This is a genomic window from Duganella hordei (assembly GCF_040369125.1).
Lineage (GTDB): Bacteria > Pseudomonadota > Gammaproteobacteria > Burkholderiales > Burkholderiaceae_D > Rugamonas > Rugamonas hordei.
On the sequence record NZ_BPWI01000003.1, the window covers coordinates 132,967 to 159,531 of the forward strand.

Here is a 26,565-nt window from a genome sequence, read left to right on the forward strand (position 1 = left end):
TGCGATCAGCTGCGTTGCCAGGCCACGTGACCGGCGACGATGGTGGTGTGCACTTGTCCCGCCAGGTTGTAGCCGAGGAAAGGCGTGTGCTTGCCCTGGCTGGCCAGCGCCGACGCTTCCACCGTCCAGCGCGCCTCCGGATCGAATAGGCAGACGTCGGCCGTGGCGCCGACCGACAGGGTGCCGGCGTCGAGGCCGGCCACGCGCGCCGCGTCGGACGTGATGCGGGCCAGCGCGCGCGCCAGCGGACGCACCGCGCCGGTGTCCTGGCTGGCGGCGTAGTCGTCGGCCCATTTCAAGGTCAGCGACAGCAGCAGCTCCAGGCCGGTGGCGCCGGGCGAGGCTTCGCCGAACGGCAGCAGCTTCTCGTCGTCGTCGACCGGCGTGTGGTCCGAACACAGCGCGTCGACGGTGCCGTCGAGCAGGCCGAAGCGGATCGCGTCGCGGTCGCGCTGGCTGCGGAACGGCGGCGTCACGCGCGCGTTGGAATCGAAGAAGCCGATGTCGGCGTCGGTCAGGTGGATGTGGTGGGCGCCGACGTCGCAAGTGACCGGCAGGCCTTCCTTCTTGGCGCTGCGCACCAGCTCGAGGCCGGCGGCCGACGACATGCGGCACAGGTGCACGCGCGCGCCGGTGGCGCGCATCAGCTCGAAGATGGTGTGCAGCGCGATCGTTTCCGACATCACCGGCACGCCGGACAGGCCCAGGCGCGAGGCCAGCGGACCGCTGGCGGCGATGCCGCCGCGGCCGATGTGCGCATCCTGCGGACGCAGCCACACGGTGTATTCAAACGTCTTGGCATACTGCATCGCGCGCAGCAGCACGTTGGTGTCTTCTATCGGCTCCTCGGCCTGGGCGAAGCCGATGCAGCCGGCTTCGGTCAGCTCGGCCATCTCGGTCAGCGACTTGCCCTTCAGGCCGACGGTCAGCGCGCCCAGCGGGTGCACATTGGCCTGGTTCAGCGTCTTGGCGCGGTGCTTGAGCATTTCCACCAGGCCCGGTTCGTCCAGCACCGGATCGGTGTCCGGCGGGCAGATCAGGCTGGTCACGCCGCCTTGCATGGCGGCCTGCATTTCCGATTCCAGGGTGGCCTTGTACTCGTAGCCAGGCTCGCGCAGGCGCGCGGACAGGTCGACGAAGCCGGGTGAGACGATCAGGCCGGCGGCGTCGATGGTCCGGTCCGCAACGAAGCCCGCAGGCGCCGAGCCCACAGCCAGCACCTTGCCGTCGGCGATATACAGGTCGTTCTTGGCATCGATGCCGTTGGCCGGATCGATCAGGTGGCCGTTTTTAATATGAAGTTTCATCCCTGCGTTCATCCCTGAGTCCCTGCCACTATGCTCATTACCGCCATGCGTACCGCAATCCCGAAAGTCACCTGCGGCAAGATCACCGCCTGCGAGCCGTCCGCCACCGCCGAGTCGATTTCCACGCCGCGGTTCATCGGACCGGGGTGCATGACGATCGCGTCCGGCTTGGCCAGCGCCAGCCGCTCCGGCGTCAGGCCGTAGCTCTTGAAGTATTCCTGCGCCGACGGCAGCAGCGCGCCGCTCATGCGCTCGTTCTGCAGGCGCAGCATGATGATGACGTCGACGTCCTTCAAGCCTTCGTCGATGTTGGTGAAGGTGCGCACGCCCATCTGCTCGAGGCCGCCCGGCAGCAAGGTGTGCGGGCCGATGGCGCGCACTTCCGGCACCCCCAGGGTGGTCAGCGCATGGATGTCGGAACGGGCCACGCGGCTGTGCAGGATGTCGCCGACGATGGCCACGCGCAGGTTGGTGAAGTCCTTCTTGTAGTGGCGGATGGTGTACATGTCCAGCAGGCCTTGCGTCGGGTGCGCGTGGCGGCCGTCGCCGGCATTGACCACGTGCACGTGCGGCTGCCTGGTCTCCATCAAATGCTTGGCGATCAGGTAGGGCGCGCCGGATTGCGCGTGGCGCACGACGAACATGTCGGCATGCATGGCCGCCAGGTTGTCGATGGTGTCGAGCAGCGACTCGCCCTTGCTGGCCGACGAGGCCTGGATGTTCAGGTTGATCACGTCCGCCGACAGCCGCTTGGCGGCGATCTCGAAGGTGGTGCGGGTGCGGGTGGAGTTTTCGAAGAACAGGTTGAACACCGATTTGCCGCGCATCAGCGGCACTTTCTTCACATCGCGGTCGGAGATGCCGACGAACGACGAGGCGGTGTCCAGGATGTGATTGAGGATGGACTTCGGCAGTCCCTCGATCGACAGCAGGTGCTGGAGCTCGCCGTGTTTATTCAGTTGCGGATTAAGCATAGTGGTGATTTAGGCGTTGTCTATGGTGAGCGTGAATTTTCCGTCGCCGGCGCGTTTCAGCACCAGCGCCTGCCCCGGCGGCACCTGCACGTGGCCGGCGACGAAGTCCGCAGCGACCGGCAACTGGCGCTCGCCGCGGTCGACCAGCGCGGCCAGCATGATGCGCGCCGGGCGGCCGTAGTCGAACAGTTCGTTGATGGCGGCGCGCGTGGTGCGGCCGGTGTACAGCACGTCGTCCACCAGCAGGATGTTGGCGGCGGCCACGTCGAAGGTGATGTTGGTCGGCTTGACGTCGGCCGGCAAGCCCTTCTTGGCGTAGTCGTCGCGGTAGAAGGACACGTCCAGCACGCCGCAGCGCGCGCTCAGGCCGAGGTCGGCGGCCAGGCGTTCGGCGATCCAGGCACCGCCGGAGTGGATGCCGACGATGGCGACATCGCTGACGCCGGCCAGGCCGGCCTTGACGTCGGCCAGCAGCGTCGCGTACAGCGCTTCGGCATCGAGTTGGTTGGGGTTCAGTGTGGACATGATTTTTTAGTTAGCGTCGAAATATTGTTGCAGGATGATGGCGGCGGCGCGGTCGTCGATGAGCTCGCCGCGCCGGGCCGAAATCACCGCCGAGGAGTAGCGCTCGTCGACCAGCTCCACCGGCAGGTTGAAGCGGCCGTGCAATTGATTGGCGAACTTGCGCGCGCGCGCGGTCATCTCGTGCTCGGCGCCGTCGGGATGCATGGGCAGCCCGACCACCAGCCGGGCCGGCTTCCATTCGTCCAGCAGCGCCTGGATGTCGGCAAAGCGGGTGGCGTTGTCGATGGCGGTAATGACTTTGACCGGTTCGGCCTGGCGTATCATGGTATTGCCCATCGCCACGCCGATGCGTTTGACGCCGAAATCGAAGGCGAAGACGGTCTCAATGCTCATTTAGGCATGACCCGCCTCGGAGGTCAGCATCAGCGGATCGATCCCCAGCAGGCGCATGGCGGCGGTGTAGCGCTCTTCTATCGGCAGGTTGAACAGGATGTCCGGATCGGCGCTGACGGTCAGCCAGCCGTTGCGGCTGATCTCGTCTTCCAGCTGGCCCGGGCTCCAGCCCGAGTAGCCGATCGACACCAGCATGCGCTGCGGACCGTCGCCGGCGGCCACGGCCTCCAGCACGTCGATCGAGGTGGTGAACGCCACGTCCTTGGTCACCGTCAGCGACGACGAATAGCGGCTGCCCGGCGTGTGCAGCACGAAGCCGCGGTCGTCCTGCACCGGGCCGCCGAACATGATGGGCTCGTCCACATCCACGTCCGATTCCAGCTTCAGGTCGATGCGCTCGAACAGCACCTGCATCGTCATGTCGGTGGGTTTGTTGATGACCACGCCCAACACGCCGTTTTCATTGTGTTCGCAGACATACACCACCGTACCGCCGAAGACCGGGTCTTGCATCGATGGCATTGCAATCAGGAAATGATTTGCCAGATTCAAGGTACCGGCCGCGCCGGAGCCGGCATCCTCGAGGGGATCGCTGGCTTCCTGCATCAGGCCGGGTACGGGGAGAGTTTTGCCGATTTTGCTTTTCTTCATATACGTGATCTTTCTGTGCTGCTAACAATTACTGTAGTATTCGCGCGGCTGGCAACTCTGTCTAAGCGATAGTTTACACTGAAATGCGGGGGCGGCCATGTTTGCGTTCCGCCACAAGATTGACACAGACCGAATGAAACTGAATTCCTCCCTGGTTTGGCTGCGCCGCGATTTGCGGGTTTTCGACCACGCGGCCTTGAGCCAGGCGCTGCAAAACAGCGCCCTCGTCCATTGCGTATTCATCTACGACAGCACCATCCTGGCCGGCCTGCCGCGGCGCGACCGGCGGGTCGATTTCATCCACGCCAGCATTGCCGAAGTGGCGCAGGAGCTGCGGCAGCTGGGCGGCCACCTGATCGTGCGTCATGCCGATCCGGCCACCGAGATCCCGGCGCTGGCGGCCGAACTGGGCGTGGACGCGGTGTACTGCAACCACGACTACGAACCGAGGGCGATCGCCCGCGACGACGCCGTCGGGCGCGCGCTGCAGGCCGATGGCCGCCGCTTCTTCAGCTGCAAGGACCAGGTCGTCTTTGAAAAAAGCGAAGTGCTGTCGCAGACCGGCGGCGTGTTCTCCGTCTACACGCCCTACAAGAACGCCTGGCTGAAAAAGCTGGAAGCCGATCCCTCGGTGCTGGCGCCCTGGCAGGTCGAACCGTACGCCGCGCATCTGGCGCCGCCTCCGCCCGCGCACGCCCCCGCCCTGCCGACGCTGGCCGAGCTCGGTTTCGAGCCGAGCAACCTGGCCGAGCTGAAGATCCCTACCGGCATGTCCGGCGCGGCCGCGCTGTTCGAGGACTTCCTGCCGCGCCTCGCCGGCTACAAGCAGGCGCGCGACTTCCCGGCAGTCAAGGGACCGTCGTACCTGTCGATGCATTTGCGCTTCGGCACGCTGTCGGCGCGCCACCTGGTGCGCACGGTGCTGGACCTGACGGCGCGCGGCGCCGGTGGCGAAGGCGCGACGGTCTGGCTGGCCGAACTGATCTGGCGCGAGTTCTACGCGATGATACTGTTCCACAATCCGCACGTGGTGGGCGGCGCCTACAAGCCGGCCTACGACGCCATCCAGTGGGAGACCGGTCCCGAGGCCGACGAGCTGTTCGCCGCCTGGTGCGAAGGGCGCACCGGCTATCCGCTGGTCGACGCCGCGATGGCGCAGCTGAACCGCACCGGCTATATGCACAACCGCCTGCGCATGGTCGCCGCCTGCTTCCTGATCAAGGACCTGGGCATAGACTGGCGGCGCGGCGAAGCCTACTTCGCGCTGCACCTGAACGATTTCGACCTGGCCTCCAACAACGGCGGCTGGCAATGGGCGTCCTCCTCGGGCTGCGACGCGCAGCCCTACTTCCGCATCTTCAATCCGGTCACGCAGTCGGAGAAGTTCGACAGCGAAGGCAAATTCATCCGCCGTTACCTGCCGGCGCTGAAAGACCTTGGCGACAAGGAAATCCACGCGCCATGGCTGGTGCCGCGCATGCTGCCGCTGGACTATCCCGGTCCCATCGTCATGCACGACGAAGCGCGCAAGCGCACGCTGGAGCGCTACGCGGTGGTGAAGAAAATTTAAACCCGGGGTCAGATCCGACATTTGGACACGAGCTCTGCCGTAGCGGCTGCTACGGCAGAGCTCGTGTCCAAATGTCGGATCTGACCCCGGGTTTAGCATTTGTGAGCGATTTGTGGGCCGCTCCCGACGACACTGGCAACACCAGGACTGCTGCAAACAGGCCTGAGGTCACCATTCCCAATGTCTACAGGAGTTCCCATGTTGCAAGTTCCAACGATCCCTACCCCGCTGCTCGGCTCGGTCGTCTGCACGCCCGCCGTGGCCGCCATCGGCGACAGCGTCTGCGTCGAAGTCAAGGCGCCGAACGGCCAGTCCTACGATAACAATGAGTCAGGCAACATCTGCATCAACGGCGTGCCCGGCTCGAAGCAGTACCTGGTGTGGAACCGCGCCGGCAAGAAGACCATCAACGTCACGGCCGGCAAGCGCGGCGCCATCGAGAAGCTGAAAGCCGAAGTCCAGATCAACGCCCCGGCCGACGGCAAGCAGCCGCCGACGCTGACGGTGCGCACGGCGCCGCACAATCCCACCGCGATGATACTGACGGTGGAGAACGCGCCGGAGCGCCGCACCCAGGGCACGCCGCGCACCCGTCCACCGATTCACATCGCGCCGCACAAAACGGCCATGGGTCTGCAGACCATCGCCGCGCGCGACGCGGCCACCCATCCCGTCCTGCTGCCGACCACGCAACCTCGCCTCGCCATCAATGCCGGCGGCGGCGCCACCGCGGCGGCCTACAACTGGGAACTGGGCACGGTGGCCATGGGCAGCACGCATCCGACGCTGCAGCACGATTTCGCCACGCAGTTGAATCCGAACCGTCCGCACACGGTGTTCCACGTCAAGGTGACGGTGCAGCAGCCGGGCGATGCGCCGCATGTGATACAGCGCAGCGTCAGCGTGGCCAATCCCTACTTCCTGACGCGCCAGCGCGGCGTGCTGCAGCCGCCGGTGGACAGCAGCGACTTCAGCGCCCAATTCATCGACGGCAGCTACCGCGCCAGCTTCACCGTGCGCAATCCGGAAGCGACCAACCTGACGCTGAGCAGCATGCAGCTGGAACTGGCGTATGAAGAGGGCCCGCGCGAATTCGAACTGCGTCCGGCCGCCGCCAGCGCCATCGTGCTGAAGGCCCAGGGCACGACCCGCATCGACGTGGCGATTCCGAAAGCGCAGGTGCCGCAGCAGGCCATCGCCTTCAGCGTTCACTACAAGGGCACGGCGCCGAACGGCCTGCCGGTGCGCGTCAGCGCGCACTTCGACCTGCCGCAGCACATGAGCAAGAAGCTGCTGGTCAACGCCGCCGCGCAAACCTTGCTGAGCGACCTGGCCAGCCGCCAGCTGGTGGCCAACCCCACATCGATCACGCTGGAGGAAGTGACGCGCCTGGGCAGCTACGGCATGCTGCCGGCCTCCTCCTCGGTGGCGCTGCACGGCCCGACGACGCTCACCGCGATGGACATGCATATGGCGCCGCCGTTCCCGGTCGACGGCCAGGAGTGCGATCCGTGGAACCTGCCGGACCACATCCCCGACGGCATGTTCTGCATGCCGACGCAGGAAAAACGCTGGATGCAGATGCCTGCGCGCTTCATGAACGCCAAGAAGGGCGACTTGATCCTCAATCCCAGCAATGGCAGCCTGATCTCCGCCGTGCTGCAAACGGTGACGCCGCCGCAGCGCTATTCGCACTCCGGCATCATGACCCGCAACCGCGATGAGATCACCCACTCGACGGCGTCGGAAGACCGCCTGATCGAATTCATCGGCGGCGACGGCGCCCGTCCCGACGTGCTCAAATACCTGTGGCCGGGCGTGGTCACGCAAACCGTCGCCCACGCCGTCGACGGCGAGGACATGGTCGATCCGGAGACCGGCAAGAAGTACCCGATCGCCGGCTTCGCCACCATCGAATCGAAAATGGACCTGGGCGGCGTGGCGCCGGAAATCGTGCCGGCCATGGTGGTCAAGCCCGATCCTCTGAGCGAGACGCTGGAAATCCGCCAGACCCTGCACGGCATCGCCGACTTCGCGGCGCAGCAGGCCGGCAAGAGCCACTACCGCTTCTACTGCTACACCAAGCCCGCCATCGGCCTGACCGACAAGGCGCCGGCCAGCGCCAAGTGGGCGGCCAACACCTTCCCGACGGTGTGCTCGTCGCTGCTGTGGATGTCGATCAAACAGTCCGGCGTGCCGATGGAAGGCGGCATGCTGGAACAGAGCGACCTGGCCGGCGGCGCGCAGATCGTGCCGTCGACGCCGGACGGCCTGTACGTCTACCAGTCCGACGAACGCATCGCCGCCGGCGAGATCCTGTATTCGAAGATCCACGAGATGGTGCTCGAGAGCGCCGGCTGGTTCGGCAACGCGCTGACCGACGCCGCCGACGACACCGCCAACCAGATGCTCAACGCCTTCGCCTCCGACTGGTGCGAATCCGACGCCAAGGACTCCGACGCCTGGCGCCAGACCGGCGACGCCAACGCCGTCAGCCCCGCCAACCTGTGCTTCTTCGACGCGCCGCTGTACGGCTACGCCGAACCGCTGATCTACCGCCCGGCGCGCTGGGAGGAAGTGACCATCTACAAATGGAAGAAGGTGGCGCAGACCGGCACGCTGCACGGCGTGGTGCATTTCGACGGCAAGGCGGCCGCCGGCGCCAGCGTGCAGATTTCGCAGAACCAGTTCACGCACAGCGCGGCCGACGGCAGCTTCACGCTGGCCAACGTCCCGGTGGGCAGCGTGCTGGTGACGGCAGACAAACAGGCGCTGCACGGCGAGGCCTCGGTGACCGTCGCGGCCAACAAGACCGCCAACGTCACGCTGGACCTGAAGCAGCCTTCACACCTGTTCCGCCGCCTGACCATCGACGGCTGGATGGCCACCACCGACTACGAATTCGCCGCAGCGACCTATCCGCACAGCGTCGGCGATTTCTACAACATCGCCCAACTGGGACCGTCGTCCAGCACCCACGTGGTCAAGGTGTTCGACCAGGTGGCCGACGACGCGATGGGGCGTCTGATCCTGACGCTGGACCTGCTGGCCAACGACGTCATCCAGGTCAAGGCCACGCTGCGCTGCTACGGCGAGGGCTATGCAGACGGCGACAACTACCAGGAAGGGCACCTGGCGCCGTTCACCATCGGCCCGGGCAAGACCGGCACGTGGTGGATGTTCGTCGACGGCGACAACTACGCGGAGGCGCACTTCACGCTGAGTAACAAGGTCGACCCTGGCTAAGGCAGGGACTTGCAAGGGGCGGCGCCCCTTGCAGTTGTCTGTTGCAAATAAATAGTTGTTGAAATTAAATATTTGTTCTTTTTATAATTAGAATTAAACTAGTGGTTCCTGCGCAGTTCGCTTCGAGGAATCACCATCATGGCATCACTCGCCAAAACCTCCCGTCCGGTCGCCCGCCTGATCGGCCGCCACAGCGCCGTGCAGACGGTGCTCGACTCCCCCGCCACGCTGACCTGGATCGCCGCGCCGGCCGGTTCCGGCAAGACCAGCCTGGGGCTGGAATTCTGCCAGGCCGCCGGTCCCACCGTGGCCTGGCTGCGGCTGGACGAAGCCGACACCGATCCCGCCAGCTTCCTGCTCTACTTCGAACAAGCCATCGTCAACGGCGCCGTGGCGCCCGGCTGGCAACCGCCGCCGCTGCTGCGCGAACACCTGCCGGCGCCGCAGGGCTATCTGCGGCTGTACGCACGCTCGCTGGGCGCGGCGCTGGCGCCGGCCAGCTGCATCGTCATGGACGACGCCCACCGCTGCCAGGACGCGCCGTGGTTCCGCCAGTTCCTCGAAACGCTGGCCACCGAGCTGCCGCCGGCCAGCAAGGTGGTAGTGCTGAGCCGCGCGCTGCCTCCGGCCGCCTGCGCGCGCCTGCTGGCGCATGGCGACATGCATGAACTGGACAGCACGGCGCTGGCCTTCACCCGCGATGAAACCGAAGTGCTGCTGAATGTGCTGGGCGTGGGCCAGGCCGACACCGTCGCCGACAGCGTCTATGCCTTCACCCGCGGCTGGGCCGCCGGCATCGCGCTGGTGGCGTCGTGGCTGAAGCGCCGCCCCGGCGCCGCGCTGGCGGCGGAGGACGTGCTGTCGGAGGCGATGATCGGCTACCTGGCGGAGGAAGTCTTCAGCGCCTACAGCGACGAGGAACGGGCGACGCTGCTGGCTGTCTGCTGGCTGCCGCACTTCAGCGGCGCCTGGGCGGCGGCGCTGTCCGGCGCGCCGCACGCGGCCGACATCGTCGCCCGGCTGGCCGCGCAGGGCGCGCTGATCTACGAATACCCCGGCCGCCAGTACGCGCTGCATCCGCTGTTCCAGGGCTTCCTGCGCAAATGGGCCGCCACCCGCGTCGGCGAAGAGCAGCGCCGCGCATGGATCGCCGGCTGCATCGACGTGCTGCTGGCCGACGGCAGCGGCGATGCGGCCATCAAGCTGGCACTGGAACACGGCATGCCCGAACGCGCGGCCGGACTGATCGAAGCCAGCGCCGAATCGATGTTCGCCAGCGCCCGCCACACCACGCTGGCGCGCTGGATCGACGCCCTGCCCGAAGCGCATCGCAATGCCTGGCATTACTACTGGCTTGGACTGGCCGTCTTCATGAGCGACACCGCGCGCGCCCGCGCCGCGCTGCTCAAGGCGCTGCAGGCGTTCACCGAACAAAACCAGCCCACGCACCGCTTCCAGGCGCTGAGCGCCATCATCAGTTCCTACTTCTTCGACGGCGCCGCCGAACAGCCGCTGCGCGCCTTCCTGCGGCAGCACGTCGATCCGGCGGAGGACTACGACCGCCTGCCCGGCTCCGCGCTCAAGGCGCACCTGACGCACAGCGTGTGGAGCGGCTTGTTCATGACCGATCCCGGCCACCAGGACATGGATTTGTGGGAACAGCGCGCGCAGGAAGTGCTGCGCCAGCCGGGCGAGCCGACATTGAAGGTGAGGCTGGGCGCGATGCTGGGCCAGCACTACTACCAGTCCGGCCGCTACGCCGCCGTGCACGCGGTGCGCGAGCTGGTGGACGCGATGCCGGAAGCGGCCGCGCTGCCGCCCTACGCGCGCTACCTGTCGCATCTGGTGCAGCTGTACGACGCCTTGACCGCCATGGACCACGACCGCTTCGACGCCACCTACGCGGCCTGCCGCGCAAGCTCCGAAAGCAGCGGCATCCGCATCATGGACAGCCACTACGCGCTGCTGCACGCCGCCGCCTGCCTGCTGCGCGGAGAGCCTGGCAAAGCGGTCGCCGTCATCGCCGAAGTGGCGGCGCAAACGCCGCCGCAGCACCACAACCTGGTGGCCCACCTGCAGCTGACGCGAACCTGGCTGGCCAGCTATAACGGCGACGGCCACAGCGCGCTGGCCCATGCCCACATGGCGCACGAGGCGGCGCTGCGCTTCGGCAGCGTGCCGTACGAGGTGTATGCGCAGGCCGCCGGCTGCGTCGCCTACACGCTGCTCGACCGCGAGCGCTGCGCAGCCGAAACCGCCGTGCTGCGCCGGCATGCCGTCGACTACCGTTCGCCGCTGGCGCAAACCTGGGCCGACCTGCTGGAGGCCTGGCTGTTCATCGCCGGCGCCGACGGCCACGCCCAGCCGCTGGCGCAGCTGCAGCGCGCGCAGCCGGTGCAGCTGCTGCTGGCGCAGGACAAGCTGCGCCGCGCGCTGAACCACGTCGCCGCTCAGGGCGGCGGCTACCTGACCTTCGCCACACCGCATATCCTGCAACCGCTGTGCGCCCATGCGCTGGCCGCCGGCATCCTGCCCGGAGCCGCCTGCATGCTGGTGCGCGCCTGGCGCCTGGCGCCGCCGCCCGACGCCGGCGACAACTGGCCATGGCCAGTGCAGGTGCGCACTTTCGGCGGCTTCGAATTGCGCATCGCCGGCGAGCCGTTGCGCTCGCAAGGCAAGTCCAAGCACCGCCAACTCGACATCCTGAAGCTGGTCGCCGCCCATGCGCCGGGTAGCGTCACGCTGGAACGGGCGGCGGAATTGCTGTGGCCCGACGCCGACGGCGATACCGCCCGCCATGCGCTGGAGACCACGCTGTCGCGATTGCGCGCGACCATCGGCGCGGGCAGCATCCTGCTGGAGCAAGGAGTACTGTCGCTGGCGCCACAGCAGTGCTGGAGCGACACGGCGGCACTGGAGCAACTGCTGCCACGCTTGCAGGAACTGACGCGCGCCTGGGGCGCCGATGCAGGTGCGGGTGCGAATGCGCCGCTGGAGACCGCGCTGCTGATGGCCGCCACGCAGGCGCTGTCGCTGTATCGGGGAGAATTGCTGGCCGGGGACAGCGCGCCATGGCTGCTGGCGCGGCGCGAACTATGGCGCGGCAAGCTGGCGCGAACCCTGGGCGACGCCGGACGCCAGCTGGCGCAGGCCGGCCGCACGGCCGCCGCCGTGCAGTTGCTGGAACGGGCGCTGGAAGCGGACCAATGCTGCAAGGCGTTGAACGCAGACCTGATGCGCATCCATCTCGACGGTGCGCGCTTTGAAGAGGGACTGGCGGCCTACCGGCGCTACCAGCGCGTGGCATTGAGCACGCTGGGCGCGCCGGTGGCGCCGGAGATCGAGGCGCTGGCGCAGCAACTGATCGCCGGCGCAGTTGCCGCGGCGAGGTCCGGACCTGCGCAACACGCAGTGCAGGCCGGACCCAAGCGTGCTACATGATGTATTTCAAATGCTCGGCCGGGATGTTCATGGCCCTGGCCAGTTCCGGATTGGCGCGCAGCTGTTCGGCGACGCCTTCCATCACCGGCACCTCGTGCACGTCCAGCCGCGCGGTGCGTGCTTCCGCCGCGCCTTCTTCGGTGCGGCGGCCGACCTTCTGCATGTCCGGCGACATCCGCAGCACCACGCCGCTACGTTCGCGGGTGGCGTTGAGCAGTGTGCCGTAGTGATCGTTCTGCACCGTCAGGCCGGTGTAGCCCGCCTCGCGCAGCAGCGCGCTGATATCGCTGACCAGTTTTTGATCCTTGTCCATTTTCGTTTTCCTTTAAGCTAAGAGCAGGCCGAGCGACGCGTCGCTGCTGGCGTTTTGTACGAAGGTGCCGGCCGTCTTGGTGCCGTTACCCGGCAAGAAGTAAGGCTTGGCGAATTTGACGCCGGAGATGGCGGACGTCAGCTGCGGCAGCAGGTCCTGCACCTGCTTGCGCACTGCCGGCATAGCCTTCTTCAGCGCATCCTTGGCGGGACCGGCGCAGAAAGGCGCGCCGCCGTCGAACGAGAACCAGGTGCCGTCGACCGTCACGTGCAGATGCTTCTGACTGTCGAGGAACATGAACAGGAACACCGAGATGGTGCCGTCGATATCGCTGCAGAACCACGGCGTTTCGATATGGAAGTCGAAATTGACTTTGGCTAGCATGTCGAAAGGCTTGTGCGCGGCCGGCGACTGCATGAAGTAGGGAACGCTGATCCAGGGCGTGGCCTGCACCCGCAGGCCGCTGGTCAACGAGGCGCCGGAGCTGATCAGCTGTGTGGCGACCATGCCGACGTTGGCGTTGGTGTTAATCAGCTTGCCCAGATCGACCAGGTTTTCGCCGTTGGGACGATGGACGACGAACACGCCGCTGCCCGGAGGCGATTCGGAAAACGGCTGGTCCGCCGCCTTGACGGTATTCTGGCCGACAAAGACTCCATTAAAGAAGCCCTGTATGAATGAGTAAGTGCTGGTGACTGACATGATGCTTTCTTCCTGTAAGAGAGCGCCACCGATGGAATATCGATGACCGCAGGAAGAAAGGTAATCTTGTACTACCCACAAATGGCTTGCAAATGCCTTACTGTTTCAGCAGCCCTTCGATCGCGTCCAGCAGCACCGGCTCCTGGAACGGCTTGCCGAAGTAGGCGTTCACCCCCAGTTGCAGCGCGTAGTTGCGGTGCTTGTCGGCGCTGCGCGAGGTAATCATGATGATAGGGATGTCCTTGGTGCGGTCGTCGCCGCGCACGTTGCGGGTCAGGTCGAAGCCGTCCATGCGCGGCATCTCGATATCGACCAGCATCAGGTCCGGCGCGCTGCCCTGCAACTGCTCCAGCGCGTCCACGCCGTCCTTGGCCAGGACGACGGTGTAGCCTTCGCGCTCGAGCAGGCGCTGCGTCACGCGGCGCACCGTCATCGAATCGTCCACCACCATGATGGAACGTCCGCGCTGATGCGCCGCCCGATCGCGCCCGTCCGCCTGTGCGTGCTGCGCCTTCAGTTCCGGATGATGCGCCAGGTGCTGCGCCAGCGCCACCGGGTTCAGTATCAGCACGATATCGCCGGAACCGAGCACCGTGGCGCCGGCGATGCCGACCATGCGCGCCAACTGCGGGCCGATGTTCTTGATGACCACCTCGCGGTTGCCGAGCACCTCGTCGACCTGCACCGCCAGCCGCTCGTTGCCGTTCTTGAGCATCATCACCGGCGAGGAGCGCTGCACCGGCGGTTGCGCACCGCCGGCGCCGAGCAAGACTGGCAGGTAATGCAGCGCCGCCTGCTGGCCCTGGATCGGCACGTGGCCGTTGCGGTGCGCTTCCGCCAGCGCGGCTTCCTTCATCTGCAGCACCTGCTCGACCAGGATGGCCGGCAGCGCGTATGTCTTGCCGCCCGCGGCCAGCAGCACCACCTGGGTGACGGCCAGCGTCAGCGGCAGGTGGATGGTAAATTTTGTGCCCTTGCCGCGTTCGGAGAACATGTCGACGCGGCCGCCCAGCGCTTGTGCTTCGGACTGCACGATGTCCATGCCGACGCCGCGTCCCGACAGCTCGGTCAGCGATTCTGCGGTGGAGAAACCGGGTTCGAAAATCAGGTCGGCGATCTGGGCATCGGTGACTTCCTCGTCTTCGCGCAGCAGGCCGTTGCTGACCGCCTTGGCGCGGATGCGCTCCAGATCGAGGCCAGCGCCGTCGTCGGTAAATTCGATGACGACTTCATTGCCCTGCTGGGCCACCTGCACCAGCAGTTCACCCGTTTCGTTCTTGCCCGCCTCGCCGCGGCCGGCACGGCTTTCCACGCCGTGGGCGATGGCGTTGCGCAGCAGGTGCTCGAACGGCGCGGCCATGCGTTCCAGCACGCTGCGGTCGATTTCAACGGCGCTGCCACGGATATCGAGGTTGACGCGCTTGTCCACTTCCTTGGCGCTTTGGCGGGCGACACGGAACAGCCGCTCCGAGATGCTGGCGAACGGCACCATGCGCACGCGCATCAGGTCGCGCTGCAGGTCGCGCGTCAGGCGCGCTTGCAGCACCAGGTCTTCGCCGGCGTTGTCGACGCTGCGGGTCAGGCTTTCATGGAAGGAGGCGACGTCGTTGACGCTTTCCGCCATCATGCGGGTCAGCTCCTGCAGGCGCGTGAAGCGGTCGAATTCGAGCGGATCGAATTCGCGCTCGCTGGAGATCGACATGCGCGAGGCGATCTGCGATTCGGCCTGCATTTCGACTTCGCGCAGTTGACGGCGCAGCCGGGTGAGGTTTTCCGAGAAGTCGAACAGCGAGGAGCGCAGCGTCTCCACTTCGTTTTCCAGCTTGGAGCGGGAGATCGAGACTTCGCCGGCCTGGTTCACCAGGCGGTCGAGGATGTCGGCGCGAACGCGGACCAGCGGCGATTTGGCGCCGGGCTGCGGATCGTCGATTGTTATCGGGGCCGGAGCGGTGGGCTTGGCGGTGTCGCCGGCGGGCGACTCGACGGCGGCACCGGCGTAGGCATCCACGTCGAGCGCGACGACGCCATCGGTGCCTGCGATCGCGGCGGCGCCGGCGTCCATGCTGCCGACATCGGCGGCCAGGCCGGAAGTGCCGGCCTGCTGCAGCGCCTCCGGGTGCTGCAGTTGTTCGAACAACAGCAGCGCGTGGTCGTAGTGTGCCAGCAGTTCGTCGAACGCTTGCGGCGTGGTGGAACCGGCGTGCACCATGTTTTCAATGTGGGTTTCGATTTCGTGCGCGTGCTGGCCGAGACGCATCGCGCCGGCCATGCGGGCGCTGCCCTTGACGGTGTGCAGCAGGCGCAGCAGGCTTTGCGCATGTGAGGGATCGGCAGGCTGATGCTGCCAGGCGCGCAGCGATTCGCCCACTTGCGGCAGCAGGTCGGCGCCCTCCTCCAGGAATACCGGCAGCAGGTCGGCGTCCAGTTCGTCGTGGAAGATCGCCGGCGCGGCGGTCAGGATTTCCGCTTCGGCGGGCGGCAGCTCGATGATTTCCGTGTCCAGCTCGGGCATCGGCTCGGGCGTTGAGTCAAGCGCCGGCGCGGCGGCTTGGGGCTCGGGTTCGGCCGCTTGCGGCTCTGGCTCTGGCTCGGGCTGAGGCTCTGGCTCCGGTTCGGGCTCGAGCGCGAGGACCGGCGGCACAGGCTCCGGCTCCGGCGCGAGTGGCGCGGCGATCTTGAGCGGCGGCTCGGCAAAGGTATCGTCGAAGGCGGCGTTGAACAAATCGTCTATGTCATCCGCAGGCGCCGGTGCTTTTTTCGGTGCCGGCTGCTCGGGCGCCTCCACGTCAGACTCCGGCACGCTGCCGCTGATTGCGTTATACGTCTCGCGGAACAGCTGATCCAGCGCCGACTCGACCGGTTCCGGCGGCGACGTGATGTTGTCCATCGTCTCGGCCACCAGATCATCCAGGCGCGCCTCGATATCGTTGCTGGCCGCGGGCGGCGTGGCCGCCAGTTCCTCGCGCAGGTCATGCAAGGCGGTCAGCAGCTCCGGCTGCGAAGCGGGCATTTCGCCGGCAGCAAAACTGTGCAGCATCTGGCGGATGCGTTCAATCGTAAAGTCCAGCAGGTCATGCTGCACCTGGTCCAGGTGCGGCGCCGGCGGCAGCAGCGCCTGCAGCGTCGACTCCAGCGCCAGCGCCAACTCGCGCAGCGCCTTGAACCCCACCGTGCCCGAAGTCCCGGCCAGCGTATGCGACGCCTGCAAGGCCGCTGCGTTCACCGGACGGCGCGGCTCGTGACGCCATTCGCCGAAGTCCTGCGTCAGCAAGCGAACCAGTTCGTCCGTCTCGTGCAGATAGATGTTGTACAGCGGCAGGGCGATCTCCAGATCGCCGATATGCTTGACGTTGTCGTCGCGCGGCACCGCCGGCGTGATGGTCGGGAATTCGATGACGTTGCCGCTGACGACCAGCGGCGCGGGAGCGATTTCCTCAACGGCCGGCACCTCGTCCTCCGGCGGCGGTGCCACGGCCTCGATCTCCTCGACCGGTGGCGCCGCGCCCTCGGCAGAAGGCGCCTCGTCGATGGTGAAATCGCCCCCCTCCTGCACCCGGGCAGCGGCTGCGACCAGCGCATCGGCATTGCGCGACGAAACGCCGCTGGCGACCAGCTCCGCCACCCACGCCCCCATGCCCTGCGCAGCCCTGCCGAGCAGGTCGAACAAGGCATCGCTAGCCGGCCGGGCTTCCGCCAGCCAGACATTCATCACCCGCTCTATCGCATGCGCGGCGTCGGCAAACTGGTTCAGGCCGACCATGCGCCCGCTGCCCTTGAGCGTATGGAAGGAGCGGCGCAGCATGGCCAGGCTCTCTTCGCCGCCCGACTCCGAACGCGGCTTGGCCAGCGTCCCATCGACAAACTGCAAAACCTCGCGCGCCTCGGCGATAAATATCTCCAGCAGTTCAGCTTCCACCGCCGCATCGCTGGGCGCAGGCGCGGGCGCCGCCAACGGCATCGACGACGGCGCAGGTGCCGGCACCTGCTCTTCCAGCACAGGGATCGATTCCGAAGCCGGCATCTTCTTGAACGGCACCGAGCGGAAGCTGCCATGCTCCGCGTCGAAGGCAAAGCGCTCGCGCGCACCCGGCGCGTTCTGCGCCAGCATGTCGACAAAGAAGCCCAGCGCGCCGACGTTCTGCGCAATGTCGTCCAGCGTCTTCGGCTCCAGCGACGGATCGCCGCCGCCGGCCGCCAGGCCCTGCACGGCGGCCTTCACATGCTGGGCCGCGCGCATCGCGTCTTCCTGGTCGAGGATCGCCAGCGCGCCTTGCAGCTGGTGCAGCACCGGATCCAGTTCCACCAGCGACGGGCGACGGGACGGATCGACGTAGTACTCGTCGAGCACCTTCTCCACCTGGCGCAGTCCGGTCTTCATTTCCATCGCCAGCGCGACCACCGTGTCGTCCTGCTGCAGCTGGCGCGCCAGGCCGTTCTGCCATTGGGCAGGAGCCGGCGGCGTATCGCCGGCCACCAGCGCCAGCAGGCGCGCGCCTATCGTGTCGGCATGCGCGGCGAAATCGTCCGGCAGGTGGCGGATCTGTTCCAGACCGTGTTCGGCGAACAGCAGCGCGGTCGCCATCTCCAGCGCCAGCTCCTCGCTGCGGCCGGCGGTGACCGCGGTGCGCGCCACGTCGGCCAGCTGGCGCAGCAGGGTGCACAGCGCCGGCAAGGCCAGTTTTTCGCATTCGGCGGCGGCATCGGCCAGGGCCACGCCGAAGGCCGCATCCAGTTCAGGATCGATCACCGCGTCGGCCAGCCTGTCCCATGCGGCCTTGGCTTGCGCCATGGCGGTCCTGGCGCGTTCCAGCGCTTCCAGGTCGATCTGGCCGTAGCGGCGGGCTTCGTAGTCGGCCGGCACCAGTCCATCGAGCGCAAAGACGCGGCGCAGCTGCTGTACGGTTTCCGACGCCGACGACGGTCCGGCGGCGGCGATGAAGAACAAGGCGTCGCGCAGCATCGCTTCCGGCTGGGCGGCGGCGCCCTGGCTCAGACGACGGATCTGCAGATTGATCAGGCCAAACAGCTGCTTGACGTACAGGCCGCCCGCCAGCTCGGCGCTGGCCACCAGCTCGGCGAAGCCCTGCATCGCCAGCCAGAAGGCGCGCGCCTTGCCGTCCTGCTGCGCGTCGGCCACCAGCTTGACCGCGTCGCGCAGCGCGGCGGCATGTTCCTGCTGCTGCGCCGCGTCGGTACTCTTCAGGTAAGGCAGCAGCGATTTTTCAAACCGCTGCCGGAATGCCGCATAGTCGGCGGCGCCGGCATCGGCCGCCAGCGGCAGGCCGGCCCCGCGCGACAGGTCCGGATAGAACAGGTCGGCCGGATGGATGCGCTCCACGCCCATCATCTGCTGCACCGCGCGGTAGTAAGGGAACAGCTTGACCGGCTGCGGCGGCGCGCCGTCCAGCAGCTCCTGCAGATACTCCGCCAGCGCCTGATACAGCTCGGCCAGCGTCTGCGCATGGTCGGTGCTGCACTTGAGCGTGCCGGCCTTGAAGCGGTCCAGCGCCTCTTCCGCCACCTGCGTCATCAGTGCCACGCCGTCCACGTCGACGATCTGCAGGGCGCCGTGCGCCTGGTGCAGGTGCGACTTGGCGTGCTGCAGCTGGGTCGCCTGATCTTCCGGTGCCCGGCCGCCCGCTTCGAACAGCGCGGTCTTCGAGCGTGCCAGCGACTCGCGGATTTCCACCATTACCCACGACAGGGGGCCGGTATCGAATTGCGGTTGCGGCGGGTTCGAAAAATCAGTTGTGGTCATGCTTGCCTCGGCCTTTCAATGATGGGCGGTTCAGGACGCGATGCGGAATCGCGCCACCGAGTTTTTCAATTCCTGCGCCAGCACTGACAGCTTATGAATCGATTGTGCGGTTTGCTGGGTACCGTCCTGCGTCTGCTCGGTCACCGTCAAAATGTGTTGGATGTTCTGCGCCACGCCGGTGGCCGACGTGGCCTGCTGGCCGGTCGCCAGCGAGATGCCGGAGATCAGTTCGGCCAGGCGGTTCGACACCTGCGAAATGTCGCTCAGCGCCGCGCCGGCCGCGTCGGACAGGCGCGCGCCCTCGACCACGCCCTGGGTCGACTTCTCCATCGCGGCCACGGCGTCGTGGGTATCGGTTTGAATCGTCCGCACCAGCGCGCCGATCTGCTTGGCCGCCTCGGCCGAGCGTTCCGCCAGGCGCTGCACCTCTTCCGCCACCACCGAGAAGCCGCGTCCCGCCTCGCCGGCCGACGCGGCCTGGATCGCCGCGTTCAGCGCCAGCACGTTGGTCTGTTCGGTAATGTCGGAAATGAGCTCGGTGATCTCGCCGATCTCCTGCGACGATTCGCCCAGCCGCTTGATGCGCTTGGACGTGTCCTGGATCTGCTCGCGGATCTCGTGCATGCCCTTGATGGCGTTTTCCACCGCCGTCGAACCCTGCTGCGCCGCCGCCACCGACTGGCGCGCCACGTCGGCCGATTCGCTGGCCGAGCGCGACACGTCGGTGATCTCGTTGGCCATCTTGACCACGGTGGCCGACGCATCCTGGATCTCGCGCGACTGCTGCTGGGACGCCAGCAGCAGGTCGCTGGAAATCGTCTGCGCATGGGTGGACGCCTTGGTCACCTGCTCGGCGGTGGCGGTGACGCGGCCGACCAGCCCGCGCAGCTCTTCGACCGTGTAGTTGACCGAGTCGGCGATGGCGCCGGTGATGTCCTCGGACACCGTGGCCTGCACCGTCAGGTCGCCGTCCGCCACTTCCTGCAGCTCGTTCATCAGGCGCAGAATCGCGGCCTGGTTCTGGTCATTCATGGCCTTCGCTTCTTCTTCCTTGCGCTGCGATTGCTGGCGCATGGCTTCCGCTTCCTGGCGGCGGCGGTCCGCGCCGCGGGTGCGGTTGTACGAATCCATCAGCAGCACGCGGCCGATGGCCGCCGCCGAGATCAGCGTCAGCATGCCGCCGACCACCATCAGCCAGAACGTCAAGCCCAGGGAATCCTGATCTTCGCGGTAGGCTTGCTGCAGCACCGACAGGCGCTGGCGCAGCGCTTCGTTGTCGTTAAAGATCAGCTCTTCGGCGGCCTTGGCGGCGCTGAACTTGTCCAGCCTGTCGAGGATGGCCGTGACCAGCTTCTGGTATTCCTCGAATTCGGTTTTCAGCACGATGATTTTTTCGCGCAGGTCCGGCTCGCGCACGGCGGCCAGCCCCAGCGGCGCGCTGCCGTTGAGGAAGCCGTCGACGGTGTTGCGGAACACGGTGGTGTCGCGGCCCAGCTGGAACGCGCTTTCCGATTTGACGCCGCCGCCGAGGAGGAACTCGCTGGCGCTGCGGCTCATGCGCTGGGTCAGCATGGTCAGCTTGCCGAGCGCCGCGATCTCGCGCGCCGAACCGCCGCGCTGCAGCTTGAGGGCGGAGATTTCCTCGGCGCGTGTCAGCAGTTCGGGCGACATCGCGTTGAGCTTTTGCAGCGTCTTGTCGACGCCGCTCAGGTCCGCCTTCAGCAGCAGGATGGTGTTGGCCGCCTTGTCCGTCTGGTTCCACTGCTTGCGCGCCGCGGCGACTATGGGCGCCAGCGACGATATCGGCTGGCCGATCTCGCGGCCCTGATAGCGGCCGCCGCGCGTCATCAGCGTGAAGTCGTTGTTCAACTCCTTGCGGCTTTCCTCCAGCTGGCGGAAGCCTTCGGCACTGCCCTGCACCGCGTTCGGCGTGGCCTTGCCGATGCGCTGCGAGTGCATCAGCGCGTCGCTGGCGATCTGGGTCTGGGTGGAGCGGTTGCCGCTGTGGATGGTGTTGAGGGCGACGAAGGCGGCGCTCAGCGCCAGGCTGACCGCCAGCGCCGTCGACAGCACGCTCAGTTGGCGCTGCGCCGGCAGGTGGCCGATCAGCGGCAGCTTGAAACCGCCCCCCGCCTCGGCGGCTGCGACGGGCGCGCCGCGACGGCCCAGCGCATCGCGCAGGCGCAGCGGCGCCGCGCTGTCGGTGCCGGCGTTGTTGTCGGGATGGTCGTCCTGTCCGGCGGCGGGGGCGGCGGAAGCTGCCGCTGCCGCGGCAGCTCCCTTGCCCGCCTCGGCGGCGTTCTGCATGAACTGTGAATCGCCGGCTTCGCCGAATTCTGAATTCGCTGCCATGTCCTGGCCGGCATTCCGGTTGCCACGCGAGAAAATACCCATGTTGAAAGCCATTACACCCTCTCCGGATTAGTTTTTACTACTCAGCTACACGAGACCAACTTGACTGAAACGGGGTTCGCGCACCAGTTGCGCGAGGTCGATACGGATCCACTGCTGGCCATCGGCGTCGGTGAACTGGTCGGGCGCGTCGCTGGCGGCCGTCATGTCGGCCAGCTTGCGCAGTCCCAGCACGCGCTCGACCAGCAGCGCGCAATTGAAGCCCAGCACGGGCGAAAATGTGATCAGGCGCCGCTCGGCCGCCGCCGTGTCGCCGGCGGACAGGCCCTGGTAGCGCGCCAGGTCGATCACGCCGGTCAGGTTGCCGCGTATATTGGCCAGGCCCTGGTACCAGTCCTGCGCCAGCGGCACCGGCGTCACCGGTTGCGGCGGCACGATCTCGCTGATCTGGGTCAGGTCCAGCAGGCAGTGGCGGCCGCCCAGCAGCACGCCGAGTTCACGGCCGCCGGCAGCGGCGCCGGTCTTGGCTGCCTGCATGCGTTCGAGCAGCTGCACCTGGTACTGGCGCAGGCGGCTGCGGCGTTCCGGGCCGGTCGCAGGGACGGGGGTGTCGGGCGTGTGGCTGCTCATCGCGCTCGTCGATTAACCGAGAGCCGCGATTTTGGCCAGCAGCTCGGCGGCATCGACCGGCTTGACCAGGTAGTCGCGCGCGCCCTGGCGCAGGCCCCAGATACGGTCGGTCTCCTGGTTCTTGCTGGAGCAGATAATCACCGGCACGTCCTGCAGTTCGGGATCGCGGGCGATCGAACGGGTCACCTGGAAGCCGTTCGCGCCCGGCATGACCACGTCCATCAGGATCAGCTGCGGTTTGTCGGCCTTGATCTTGGCCAGCGCCTCTTCGCCGTTCTCGGCGGTGGAGACGGAAAAGCCGTTCTTGACCAGGATGTCGGTCAGGTAGTAGCGCTCAGTGGGCGAATCGTCGACGATCAGAATTCTTTGTATGGCCATGGTATCCCCTGGGGCTTTCTTATTCGGGTGCGGCAGCGCCGCCGCCGGTGTGCTCGCGCACGGCGGCCAGCAGGCTGTCTTTGGTAAAAGGTTTGGTCAGATAGGCGGCCGAGCCAACCATGGCACCGCGCGCGCGGTCGAACAGGCCGTCCTTGGAGGAGAGCATCAGCACCGGCGTGGCGTGGAATTTGGCGCTCTTTTTAATCAGCGCGCAGGTCTGGTAGCCGTCCAGGCGCGGCATCAGGATGTCGCAGAAGACCAGCGCCGGATGGTGGTCGTTGATCTTGGCCAGGGCGTCGAAGCCATCCTCGGCCAGCACCACCTGGTAGCCGGCCTGGGTCAGGAAGATCTCGGCCGATCGACGAATCGTGCTGCTATCGTCGATCACCATGATTTTCAATGCCTTGTTTGTCAATTCAGCGTGCGGCGTGGTCGTCATAATCAGTTCGCAGGAATGGTGCTATACCATAGCACAGGAGGACGGCGACGGGCGCGGCGCTGGCAGGGCCGATCAGATGGCTACCATCTCGAAATCGTCCTTGCGGGCGCCGCATTCCGGGCAGCTCCAGTTCATCGGCACATCGGCCCAGCGGGTGCCGGCGGCGATGCCTTCGTCGGGCAGGCCGGCTTCTTCATCGTAGATCCAGCCACAGATCAGGCACATCCAGGTTTGGAACTCCTGCGTTGTTTCATTGCTACTCACGTTCTGCCACCCTTCAATCAAGTAAAATGCTGAATTAGGTATCTTAATCTACCCGCCGTGCAAAACCAAACTTCTCCTCTCATATTAAGCTTCGGCGCTGCCGATCCGGCCGGCGCGATAGGCGTCCAGGCCGACCTGGCGGCATTTTCCGCCCTCTCCTGCACCGGCCTGGCGGTGACCACCGCGTTGCTGATCGGCGACAGTGCCCGTGTCGAAGACATGCAGGAAATCGATCCCGACTGGGTCTCCGACCAGGCCCGTGTGGTCCTCGAGGACATGACGATGGCCGCCTTCAAGGTCGGCGCGCTGTCCAATGTCGAGCAGGTGGCGGCGATCGCCGAGATCCTGTCCGACTACCCGGACGCCCCGCTGATACTCGATCCCTTCAGTTCCCGCCTGCCCGATCCGGCCGACGCCGACGACGCCGAGGAACTGCTGACCGCCCTGCGCCAGCTGCTGGTGCCGCAGGCGACGCTGCTGATGCTGTCGCAAGTGGAGCTGGGCCGCCTGGCCGAAACCTGGCGCGAAGGCGGCGAGGACACGCTGGAATCGGATGTCGAGCACCTGCTGGCCCTGGGCTGCGAATTCGTGCTGGTCACCGGCACGGCGGCCGGCGCCGCGTCGGGCGACGCGGCCGCCTCTCCGCTCGGAGCGGCCACGCTGGCCAACACGCTGTTCGGCGCCGACGGCATGATCAGCCACGACGCCTGGCAGCACATGGCGGGCCCGTTCATCGGCGCCGGCGGCACCTTGTCGGCGGCGGTGACGGCCTACATGGCGCGCGGCGCCGACGTGCCCGAGGCGGTGGCGGCGGCGCAGGAATACACCGTCGGCGCGCTGGCGCATGCGCAGCGCTACGGCATGGGGAAATTCGTGCCGAACCGCTTTTTCCATCTGCAGCAGGCTTTACCAACTTGATATTGAAGATGCCATCATGACCACGATTTCGAAAAACGACGTGCTGTTCGAGCGCGCCCAGAAAACCACGCCAGGCGGCGTCAACTCGCCGGTGCGCGCCTTCCGCTCCGTGGGCGGCACGCCGCGCTTCATCACCCGCGCCGAAGGTCCGTACTTCTGGGACGCGGACGAGAAGCGCTATATCGACTACATCGGCTCCTGGGGCCCGGCGATCGTCGGCCACGCGCATCCGGTGGTGGTGAAGGCGGTGCAGGAAGCGGCCGCGCGCGGCCTGTCGTTCGGCGCGCCGACCGAGGGCGAGGTGCTGATGGCGGAAGAGATCTGCCGCCTGGTGCCGTCGATCGAGCAGGTGCGGCTGGTCTCGTCCGGCACCGAGGCGACCATGAGCGCGCTGCGCCTGGCGCGCGGCGCCACGGGCCGCGACAAGATCGTCAAGTTCGAAGGCTGCTACCACGGCCACGCCGATTCGCTGCTGGTCAAGGCCGGCAGCGGCCTGCTCACCTTCGGCAATCCGACGTCGGCCGGCGTGCCGGAGGACTTCGTCAAGCACACGCTGGTGCTCGACTATAACAACGTGCAGCAGCTGGAAGAGGCGTTCGCCTCGTTCGGCGACGAAATCGCCTGCGTCATCGTCGAGCCGGTGGCCGGTAATATGAACCTGATCAAGGCCAGCGAGGCCTTCCTCAAGTCGATGCGCGAACTGTGCACCAAGCATGGCGCGGTACTGATCTTCGACGAAGTGATGTGCGGCTTCCGCGTGGCGCTGGGCGGCGCGCAGCAGCTGTACGGCATCAAGCCGGACCTGACGGCGCTGGGCAAGGTGATCGGCGGCGGTTTGCCGGTGGCGGCTTTCGGCGGCAGCACGGAGTTGATGAGCAAGATGGCGCCGCTGGGCGCCGTGTACCAGGCCGGCACCTTGTCGGGCAATCCGGTGGCGGTGGCGGCGGGCATGACGACGCTGAAGATCATCCAGGAGCCCGGCTTCTACGACAAGTTGAGCGCCTCGGCGGCGCGCCTGGCGACCGGTTTGACCAAGGCGGCCAGGGATGCGGGCATCGTGTTCTGCGCCGACTCGGTGGGCGGCATGTTCGGCCTGTACTTCAGCGAGACGCCGCCGAACAACTACGCCGAGATGATGGCGGGCGACCGCGCGCGCTTCAACGTGTTCTTCCACGCGATGCTGGATGAAGGCGTCTACTTCGCGCCAGCCGCGTTCGAGGCGGGCTTCGTCTCGGCCCAGCACACCGACGCGGTGATCGACGAGACCATCGCCGCCGCCAGCCGCGTCTTTAAAAAGCTGGCGTAAGAATCCGGGGTCAAAAAGCGGGGTCAGTTCCGGCAACCTGCCACGCGTGGCAGGTTGCCGGAACTGACCCCGCTTTTTTTTAAACTTCGTCTTCCTCGTCTTCCTCGGCCAGCTGGATCACGCCGGTGTTGAAGTTGTATTCGAACAGATCGCCGTAGCGGCCCCATTCGATCGCCATGCGCAGCGCGCGTTCGGCTTCTTCTTCGCTCAGCGTGAAGCGCAACAGCTTCAGGAACAGGTCTTCCGGCAAATCGCCGGACTTGTCCTGCTCCAGGCCGTGGCAGATGTAGGCGATCAGCGGCACGTGCTCCAGCAGCTGCTTGCCGAACACTTCCTGGCGCTCGGTGTTGGTCGCGGCGACGTAGCGGCCGCCCAGCTCCGTCAGCAGGATGTCGCCGTTGGTCAGGTAGGCAAAGCCCAGCAGGATCAGCGCGTTCAAGACTTCCAGCAGCTCGGCGTCGGTCAGCTCGGTCTCTTCGGCCAGCTGCGGCAGGTCGGCGCGGCCGGAGAACGGCTCCTCGGCCAGCAATTCCAATATCCCCTCCATGTGCGCGATGTCGGCCTGCGGCAGGCGGTCGCCCAGCTGCAGCTTGACTTCCTTCTCGCTGATCAGCCCCCGCTTGCCGGCGCCGGCCGTCATCAGCTCGTACACCTTGTCGATCAGATGGCGCACTTCGGCGCCTTCGGCCTTGCGCGGCTGCGGCAGCGAAATCGGCAGCTCGGCGCGCACGCGGCCCGGATCGCTGGCGAAGATCAGCACGCGGTCGGCCATCATCACCGCTTCCTCGATGTTGTGCGACACCACCAGGATGGCCTTGGTCGGGATCTGGCCCGACTGCCACAGCTCCAGGATCTCTTCGCGCAGGCGCTCGCCGGTCAGCACGTCCAGCGCGGAAAACGCCTCGTCCATCAACAGCACTTCCGGCTCCATCACCAGCGCGCGGGCGATGCCGACCCGCTGGCGCATGCCGCCGGACAGCTCGCGCGGCAACGCGCCTTCGAAGCCGGACAGGCCGATCAACTCGATCACTTTTTCCGCGCGGCGCGCGCGCTCCTCGGCCGGCATGCCCTGCGCTTCCAGCCCCAGCTCGACGTTCTTCTGCACCGTCAGCCACGGGAACAGCGCGAACGACTGGAACACCATGCGGATGCCGCGCGCCGTGCCGTACAGGGGCATGCCGCGATAGAGCACCTGGCCGGCGTCGGCCTGGATCAGCCCCGCCATGATGCGCAGCATAGTCGACTTGCCGGAGCCGGACTGGCCCAGCAGCGCGACGATCTCGCCTTCGTTCAGCGTGAAGTCCACGCCTTCCAGCACCGAGCGCGCGGAGCCGTCGGCGCCGCGGAAGTGCTTGCCGACCGATTTCAATTCGACGATAGGAGTGCTCATGATTCTGT

The 26,565-nt window shown here is 66.6% G+C and carries 19 protein-coding genes; 5 read left to right on the plus strand and 14 right to left on the minus strand.

Annotation, left to right across the window (positions count from 1 at the left end):
* Positions 1 to 5: 5 nt before the first annotated feature.
* The 5 genes from ABWW33_RS08715 to ABWW33_RS08735 are packed head-to-tail and all read right to left on the minus strand — an operon-like array spanning position 6 to position 3,850.
* Positions 6 to 1,307 carry a dihydroorotase gene (locus ABWW33_RS08715; protein ID WP_353400889.1) on the minus strand — a complete coding sequence of 434 codons (1,302 nt, stop codon included), beginning with the start codon at positions 1,305 to 1,307 and terminating at the stop codon, positions 6 to 8.
* A gap of 8 nt (positions 1,308 to 1,315) precedes the next feature.
* Positions 1,316 to 2,281: an aspartate carbamoyltransferase catalytic subunit gene (locus ABWW33_RS08720; RefSeq protein ID WP_353400891.1), complete on the minus strand. Its 966-nt coding sequence runs from the start codon at positions 2,279 to 2,281 to the stop codon at positions 1,316 to 1,318.
* A gap of 9 nt (positions 2,282 to 2,290) precedes the next feature.
* Entirely contained in the window at positions 2,291 to 2,806 is a 516-nt protein-coding gene (gene pyrR, locus ABWW33_RS08725; protein ID WP_176652500.1) for a bifunctional pyr operon transcriptional regulator/uracil phosphoribosyltransferase PyrR, read from the minus strand.
* A gap of 6 nt (positions 2,807 to 2,812) precedes the next feature.
* Positions 2,813 to 3,199 carry a Holliday junction resolvase RuvX gene (gene ruvX, locus ABWW33_RS08730; protein WP_176652499.1) on the minus strand — a complete coding sequence of 129 codons (387 nt, stop codon included), beginning with the start codon at positions 3,197 to 3,199 and terminating at the stop codon, positions 2,813 to 2,815.
* On the minus strand, positions 3,200 to 3,850 hold the full coding sequence (locus ABWW33_RS08735; RefSeq protein ID WP_176652498.1) for a YqgE/AlgH family protein: 651 nt from the start codon (positions 3,848 to 3,850) through the stop codon (positions 3,200 to 3,202).
* A 133-nt stretch (positions 3,851 to 3,983) separates the two neighbouring features.
* On the opposite strand from ABWW33_RS08735, the gene ABWW33_RS08740 reads away from it, so the two are divergent.
* The 3 genes from ABWW33_RS08740 (at position 3,984) to ABWW33_RS08750 (ending at position 12,107) form a co-directional block, all read left to right on the plus strand.
* Positions 3,984 to 5,420: a cryptochrome/photolyase family protein gene (locus ABWW33_RS08740; RefSeq protein ID WP_353400894.1), complete on the plus strand. Its 1,437-nt coding sequence runs from the start codon at positions 3,984 to 3,986 to the stop codon at positions 5,418 to 5,420.
* A gap of 198 nt (positions 5,421 to 5,618) precedes the next feature.
* Positions 5,619 to 8,666 (plus strand): carboxypeptidase-like regulatory domain-containing protein, encoded by a 3,048-nt coding sequence (locus ABWW33_RS08745; protein WP_353400896.1) that lies wholly within the window; start codon positions 5,619 to 5,621, stop codon positions 8,664 to 8,666.
* 138 nt (positions 8,667 to 8,804) lie between these two features.
* Positions 8,805 to 12,107 (plus strand): AfsR/SARP family transcriptional regulator, encoded by a 3,303-nt coding sequence (locus ABWW33_RS08750; RefSeq protein ID WP_353400898.1) that lies wholly within the window; start codon positions 8,805 to 8,807, stop codon positions 12,105 to 12,107.
* Here ABWW33_RS08750 and ABWW33_RS08755 read toward each other — a convergent pair.
* The 8 genes from ABWW33_RS08755 to ABWW33_RS08790 all read right to left on the minus strand — a co-directional run bounded on the left by ABWW33_RS08755 (position 12,100) and on the right by ABWW33_RS08790 (position 22,904).
* Positions 12,100 to 12,420: a hypothetical protein gene (locus ABWW33_RS08755; protein ID WP_176652494.1), complete on the minus strand. Its 321-nt coding sequence runs from the start codon at positions 12,418 to 12,420 to the stop codon at positions 12,100 to 12,102. The two genes, ABWW33_RS08750 and ABWW33_RS08755, sit on opposite strands and share 8 nt — an antisense overlap.
* 12 nt (positions 12,421 to 12,432) lie before the next feature.
* Positions 12,433 to 13,122, minus strand: a complete 690-nt coding sequence (locus ABWW33_RS08760) for a hypothetical protein (RefSeq protein WP_176652493.1) — start codon at positions 13,120 to 13,122, stop codon at positions 12,433 to 12,435.
* Positions 13,123 to 13,219: 97 nt separating this feature from the next.
* Complete coding sequence (locus ABWW33_RS08765; protein ID WP_353400900.1) at positions 13,220 to 18,880, minus strand: Hpt domain-containing protein; 5,661 nt, start codon at positions 18,878 to 18,880, stop codon at positions 13,220 to 13,222.
* Between the two features lie 30 nt (positions 18,881 to 18,910).
* Positions 18,911 to 21,232, minus strand: coding sequence for a methyl-accepting chemotaxis protein (locus tag ABWW33_RS08770; protein WP_353400902.1), 2,322 nt, complete (start codon positions 21,230 to 21,232; stop codon positions 18,911 to 18,913).
* A gap of 87 nt (positions 21,233 to 21,319) precedes the next feature.
* Positions 21,320 to 21,862 carry a chemotaxis protein CheW gene (locus tag ABWW33_RS08775; RefSeq protein WP_176652490.1) on the minus strand — a complete coding sequence of 181 codons (543 nt, stop codon included), beginning with the start codon at positions 21,860 to 21,862 and terminating at the stop codon, positions 21,320 to 21,322.
* Positions 21,863 to 21,874: 12 nt separating this feature from the next.
* Positions 21,875 to 22,240 carry a response regulator transcription factor gene (locus ABWW33_RS08780; protein ID WP_176652489.1) on the minus strand — a complete coding sequence of 122 codons (366 nt, stop codon included), beginning with the start codon at positions 22,238 to 22,240 and terminating at the stop codon, positions 21,875 to 21,877.
* Positions 22,241 to 22,259: 19 nt separating this feature from the next.
* Positions 22,260 to 22,631: a response regulator gene (locus ABWW33_RS08785; RefSeq protein ID WP_444550985.1), complete on the minus strand. Its 372-nt coding sequence runs from the start codon at positions 22,629 to 22,631 to the stop codon at positions 22,260 to 22,262.
* A 120-nt stretch (positions 22,632 to 22,751) separates the two neighbouring features.
* Entirely contained in the window at positions 22,752 to 22,904 is a 153-nt protein-coding gene (locus ABWW33_RS08790) for a rubredoxin (RefSeq protein WP_176652487.1), read from the minus strand.
* A 96-nt stretch (positions 22,905 to 23,000) separates the two neighbouring features.
* Here ABWW33_RS08790 and thiD point away from each other — a divergent pair, with 96 nt between their 5' ends.
* Both thiD and hemL read left to right on the plus strand, forming a co-directional pair.
* Positions 23,001 to 23,861, plus strand: coding sequence for a bifunctional hydroxymethylpyrimidine kinase/phosphomethylpyrimidine kinase (gene thiD, locus ABWW33_RS08795; protein ID WP_353400904.1), 861 nt, complete (start codon positions 23,001 to 23,003; stop codon positions 23,859 to 23,861).
* A 16-nt stretch (positions 23,862 to 23,877) separates the two neighbouring features.
* Positions 23,878 to 25,167, plus strand: a complete 1,290-nt coding sequence (hemL, locus tag ABWW33_RS08800) for a glutamate-1-semialdehyde 2,1-aminomutase (RefSeq protein ID WP_353400906.1) — start codon at positions 23,878 to 23,880, stop codon at positions 25,165 to 25,167.
* A 79-nt stretch (positions 25,168 to 25,246) separates the two neighbouring features.
* Here hemL and ABWW33_RS08805 read toward each other — a convergent pair whose 3' ends face one another.
* Complete coding sequence (locus ABWW33_RS08805) at positions 25,247 to 26,557, minus strand: ABC transporter ATP-binding protein (RefSeq protein ID WP_176652484.1); 1,311 nt, start codon at positions 26,555 to 26,557, stop codon at positions 25,247 to 25,249.
* Positions 26,558 to 26,565 lie beyond the last annotated feature (8 nt).

Excerpts from the sequence above, each read along its gene's own strand:
- ABWW33_RS08715 (WP_353400889.1), bottom strand. The coding sequence starts at position 1,307 with ATGAAACTTCATATTAAAAACGGCCACCTGATCGATCCGGCCAACGGC.
- ABWW33_RS08720 (WP_353400891.1), bottom strand. The coding sequence starts at position 2,281 with ATGCTTAATCCGCAACTGAATAAACACGGCGAGCTCCAGCACCTGCTG.
- pyrR (WP_176652500.1), bottom strand. The coding sequence starts at position 2,806 with ATGTCCACACTGAACCCCAACCAACTCGATGCCGAAGCGCTGTACGCG.
- ruvX (WP_176652499.1), bottom strand. The coding sequence starts at position 3,199 with ATGAGCATTGAGACCGTCTTCGCCTTCGATTTCGGCGTCAAACGCATC.
- ABWW33_RS08735 (WP_176652498.1), bottom strand. The coding sequence starts at position 3,850 with ATGAAGAAAAGCAAAATCGGCAAAACTCTCCCCGTACCCGGCCTGATG.
- ABWW33_RS08740 (WP_353400894.1), top strand. The coding sequence starts at position 3,984 with ATGAAACTGAATTCCTCCCTGGTTTGGCTGCGCCGCGATTTGCGGGTT.
- ABWW33_RS08745 (WP_353400896.1), top strand. The coding sequence starts at position 5,619 with ATGTTGCAAGTTCCAACGATCCCTACCCCGCTGCTCGGCTCGGTCGTC.
- ABWW33_RS08750 (WP_353400898.1), top strand. The coding sequence starts at position 8,805 with ATGGCATCACTCGCCAAAACCTCCCGTCCGGTCGCCCGCCTGATCGGC.
- ABWW33_RS08755 (WP_176652494.1), bottom strand. The coding sequence starts at position 12,420 with ATGGACAAGGATCAAAAACTGGTCAGCGATATCAGCGCGCTGCTGCGC.
- ABWW33_RS08760 (WP_176652493.1), bottom strand. The coding sequence starts at position 13,122 with ATGTCAGTCACCAGCACTTACTCATTCATACAGGGCTTCTTTAATGGA.
- ABWW33_RS08765 (WP_353400900.1), bottom strand. The coding sequence starts at position 18,880 with ATGACCACAACTGATTTTTCGAACCCGCCGCAACCGCAATTCGATACC.
- ABWW33_RS08770 (WP_353400902.1), bottom strand. The coding sequence starts at position 21,232 with ATGGCAGCGAATTCAGAATTCGGCGAAGCCGGCGATTCACAGTTCATG.
- ABWW33_RS08775 (WP_176652490.1), bottom strand. The coding sequence starts at position 21,862 with ATGAGCAGCCACACGCCCGACACCCCCGTCCCTGCGACCGGCCCGGAA.
- ABWW33_RS08780 (WP_176652489.1), bottom strand. The coding sequence starts at position 22,240 with ATGGCCATACAAAGAATTCTGATCGTCGACGATTCGCCCACTGAGCGC.
- ABWW33_RS08785 (WP_444550985.1), bottom strand. The coding sequence starts at position 22,631 with ATGGTGATCGACGATAGCAGCACGATTCGTCGATCGGCCGAGATCTTC.
- ABWW33_RS08790 (WP_176652487.1), bottom strand. The coding sequence starts at position 22,904 with ATGTGCCTGATCTGTGGCTGGATCTACGATGAAGAAGCCGGCCTGCCC.
- hemL (WP_353400906.1), top strand. The coding sequence starts at position 23,878 with ATGACCACGATTTCGAAAAACGACGTGCTGTTCGAGCGCGCCCAGAAA.
- ABWW33_RS08805 (WP_176652484.1), bottom strand. The coding sequence starts at position 26,557 with ATGAGCACTCCTATCGTCGAATTGAAATCGGTCGGCAAGCACTTCCGC.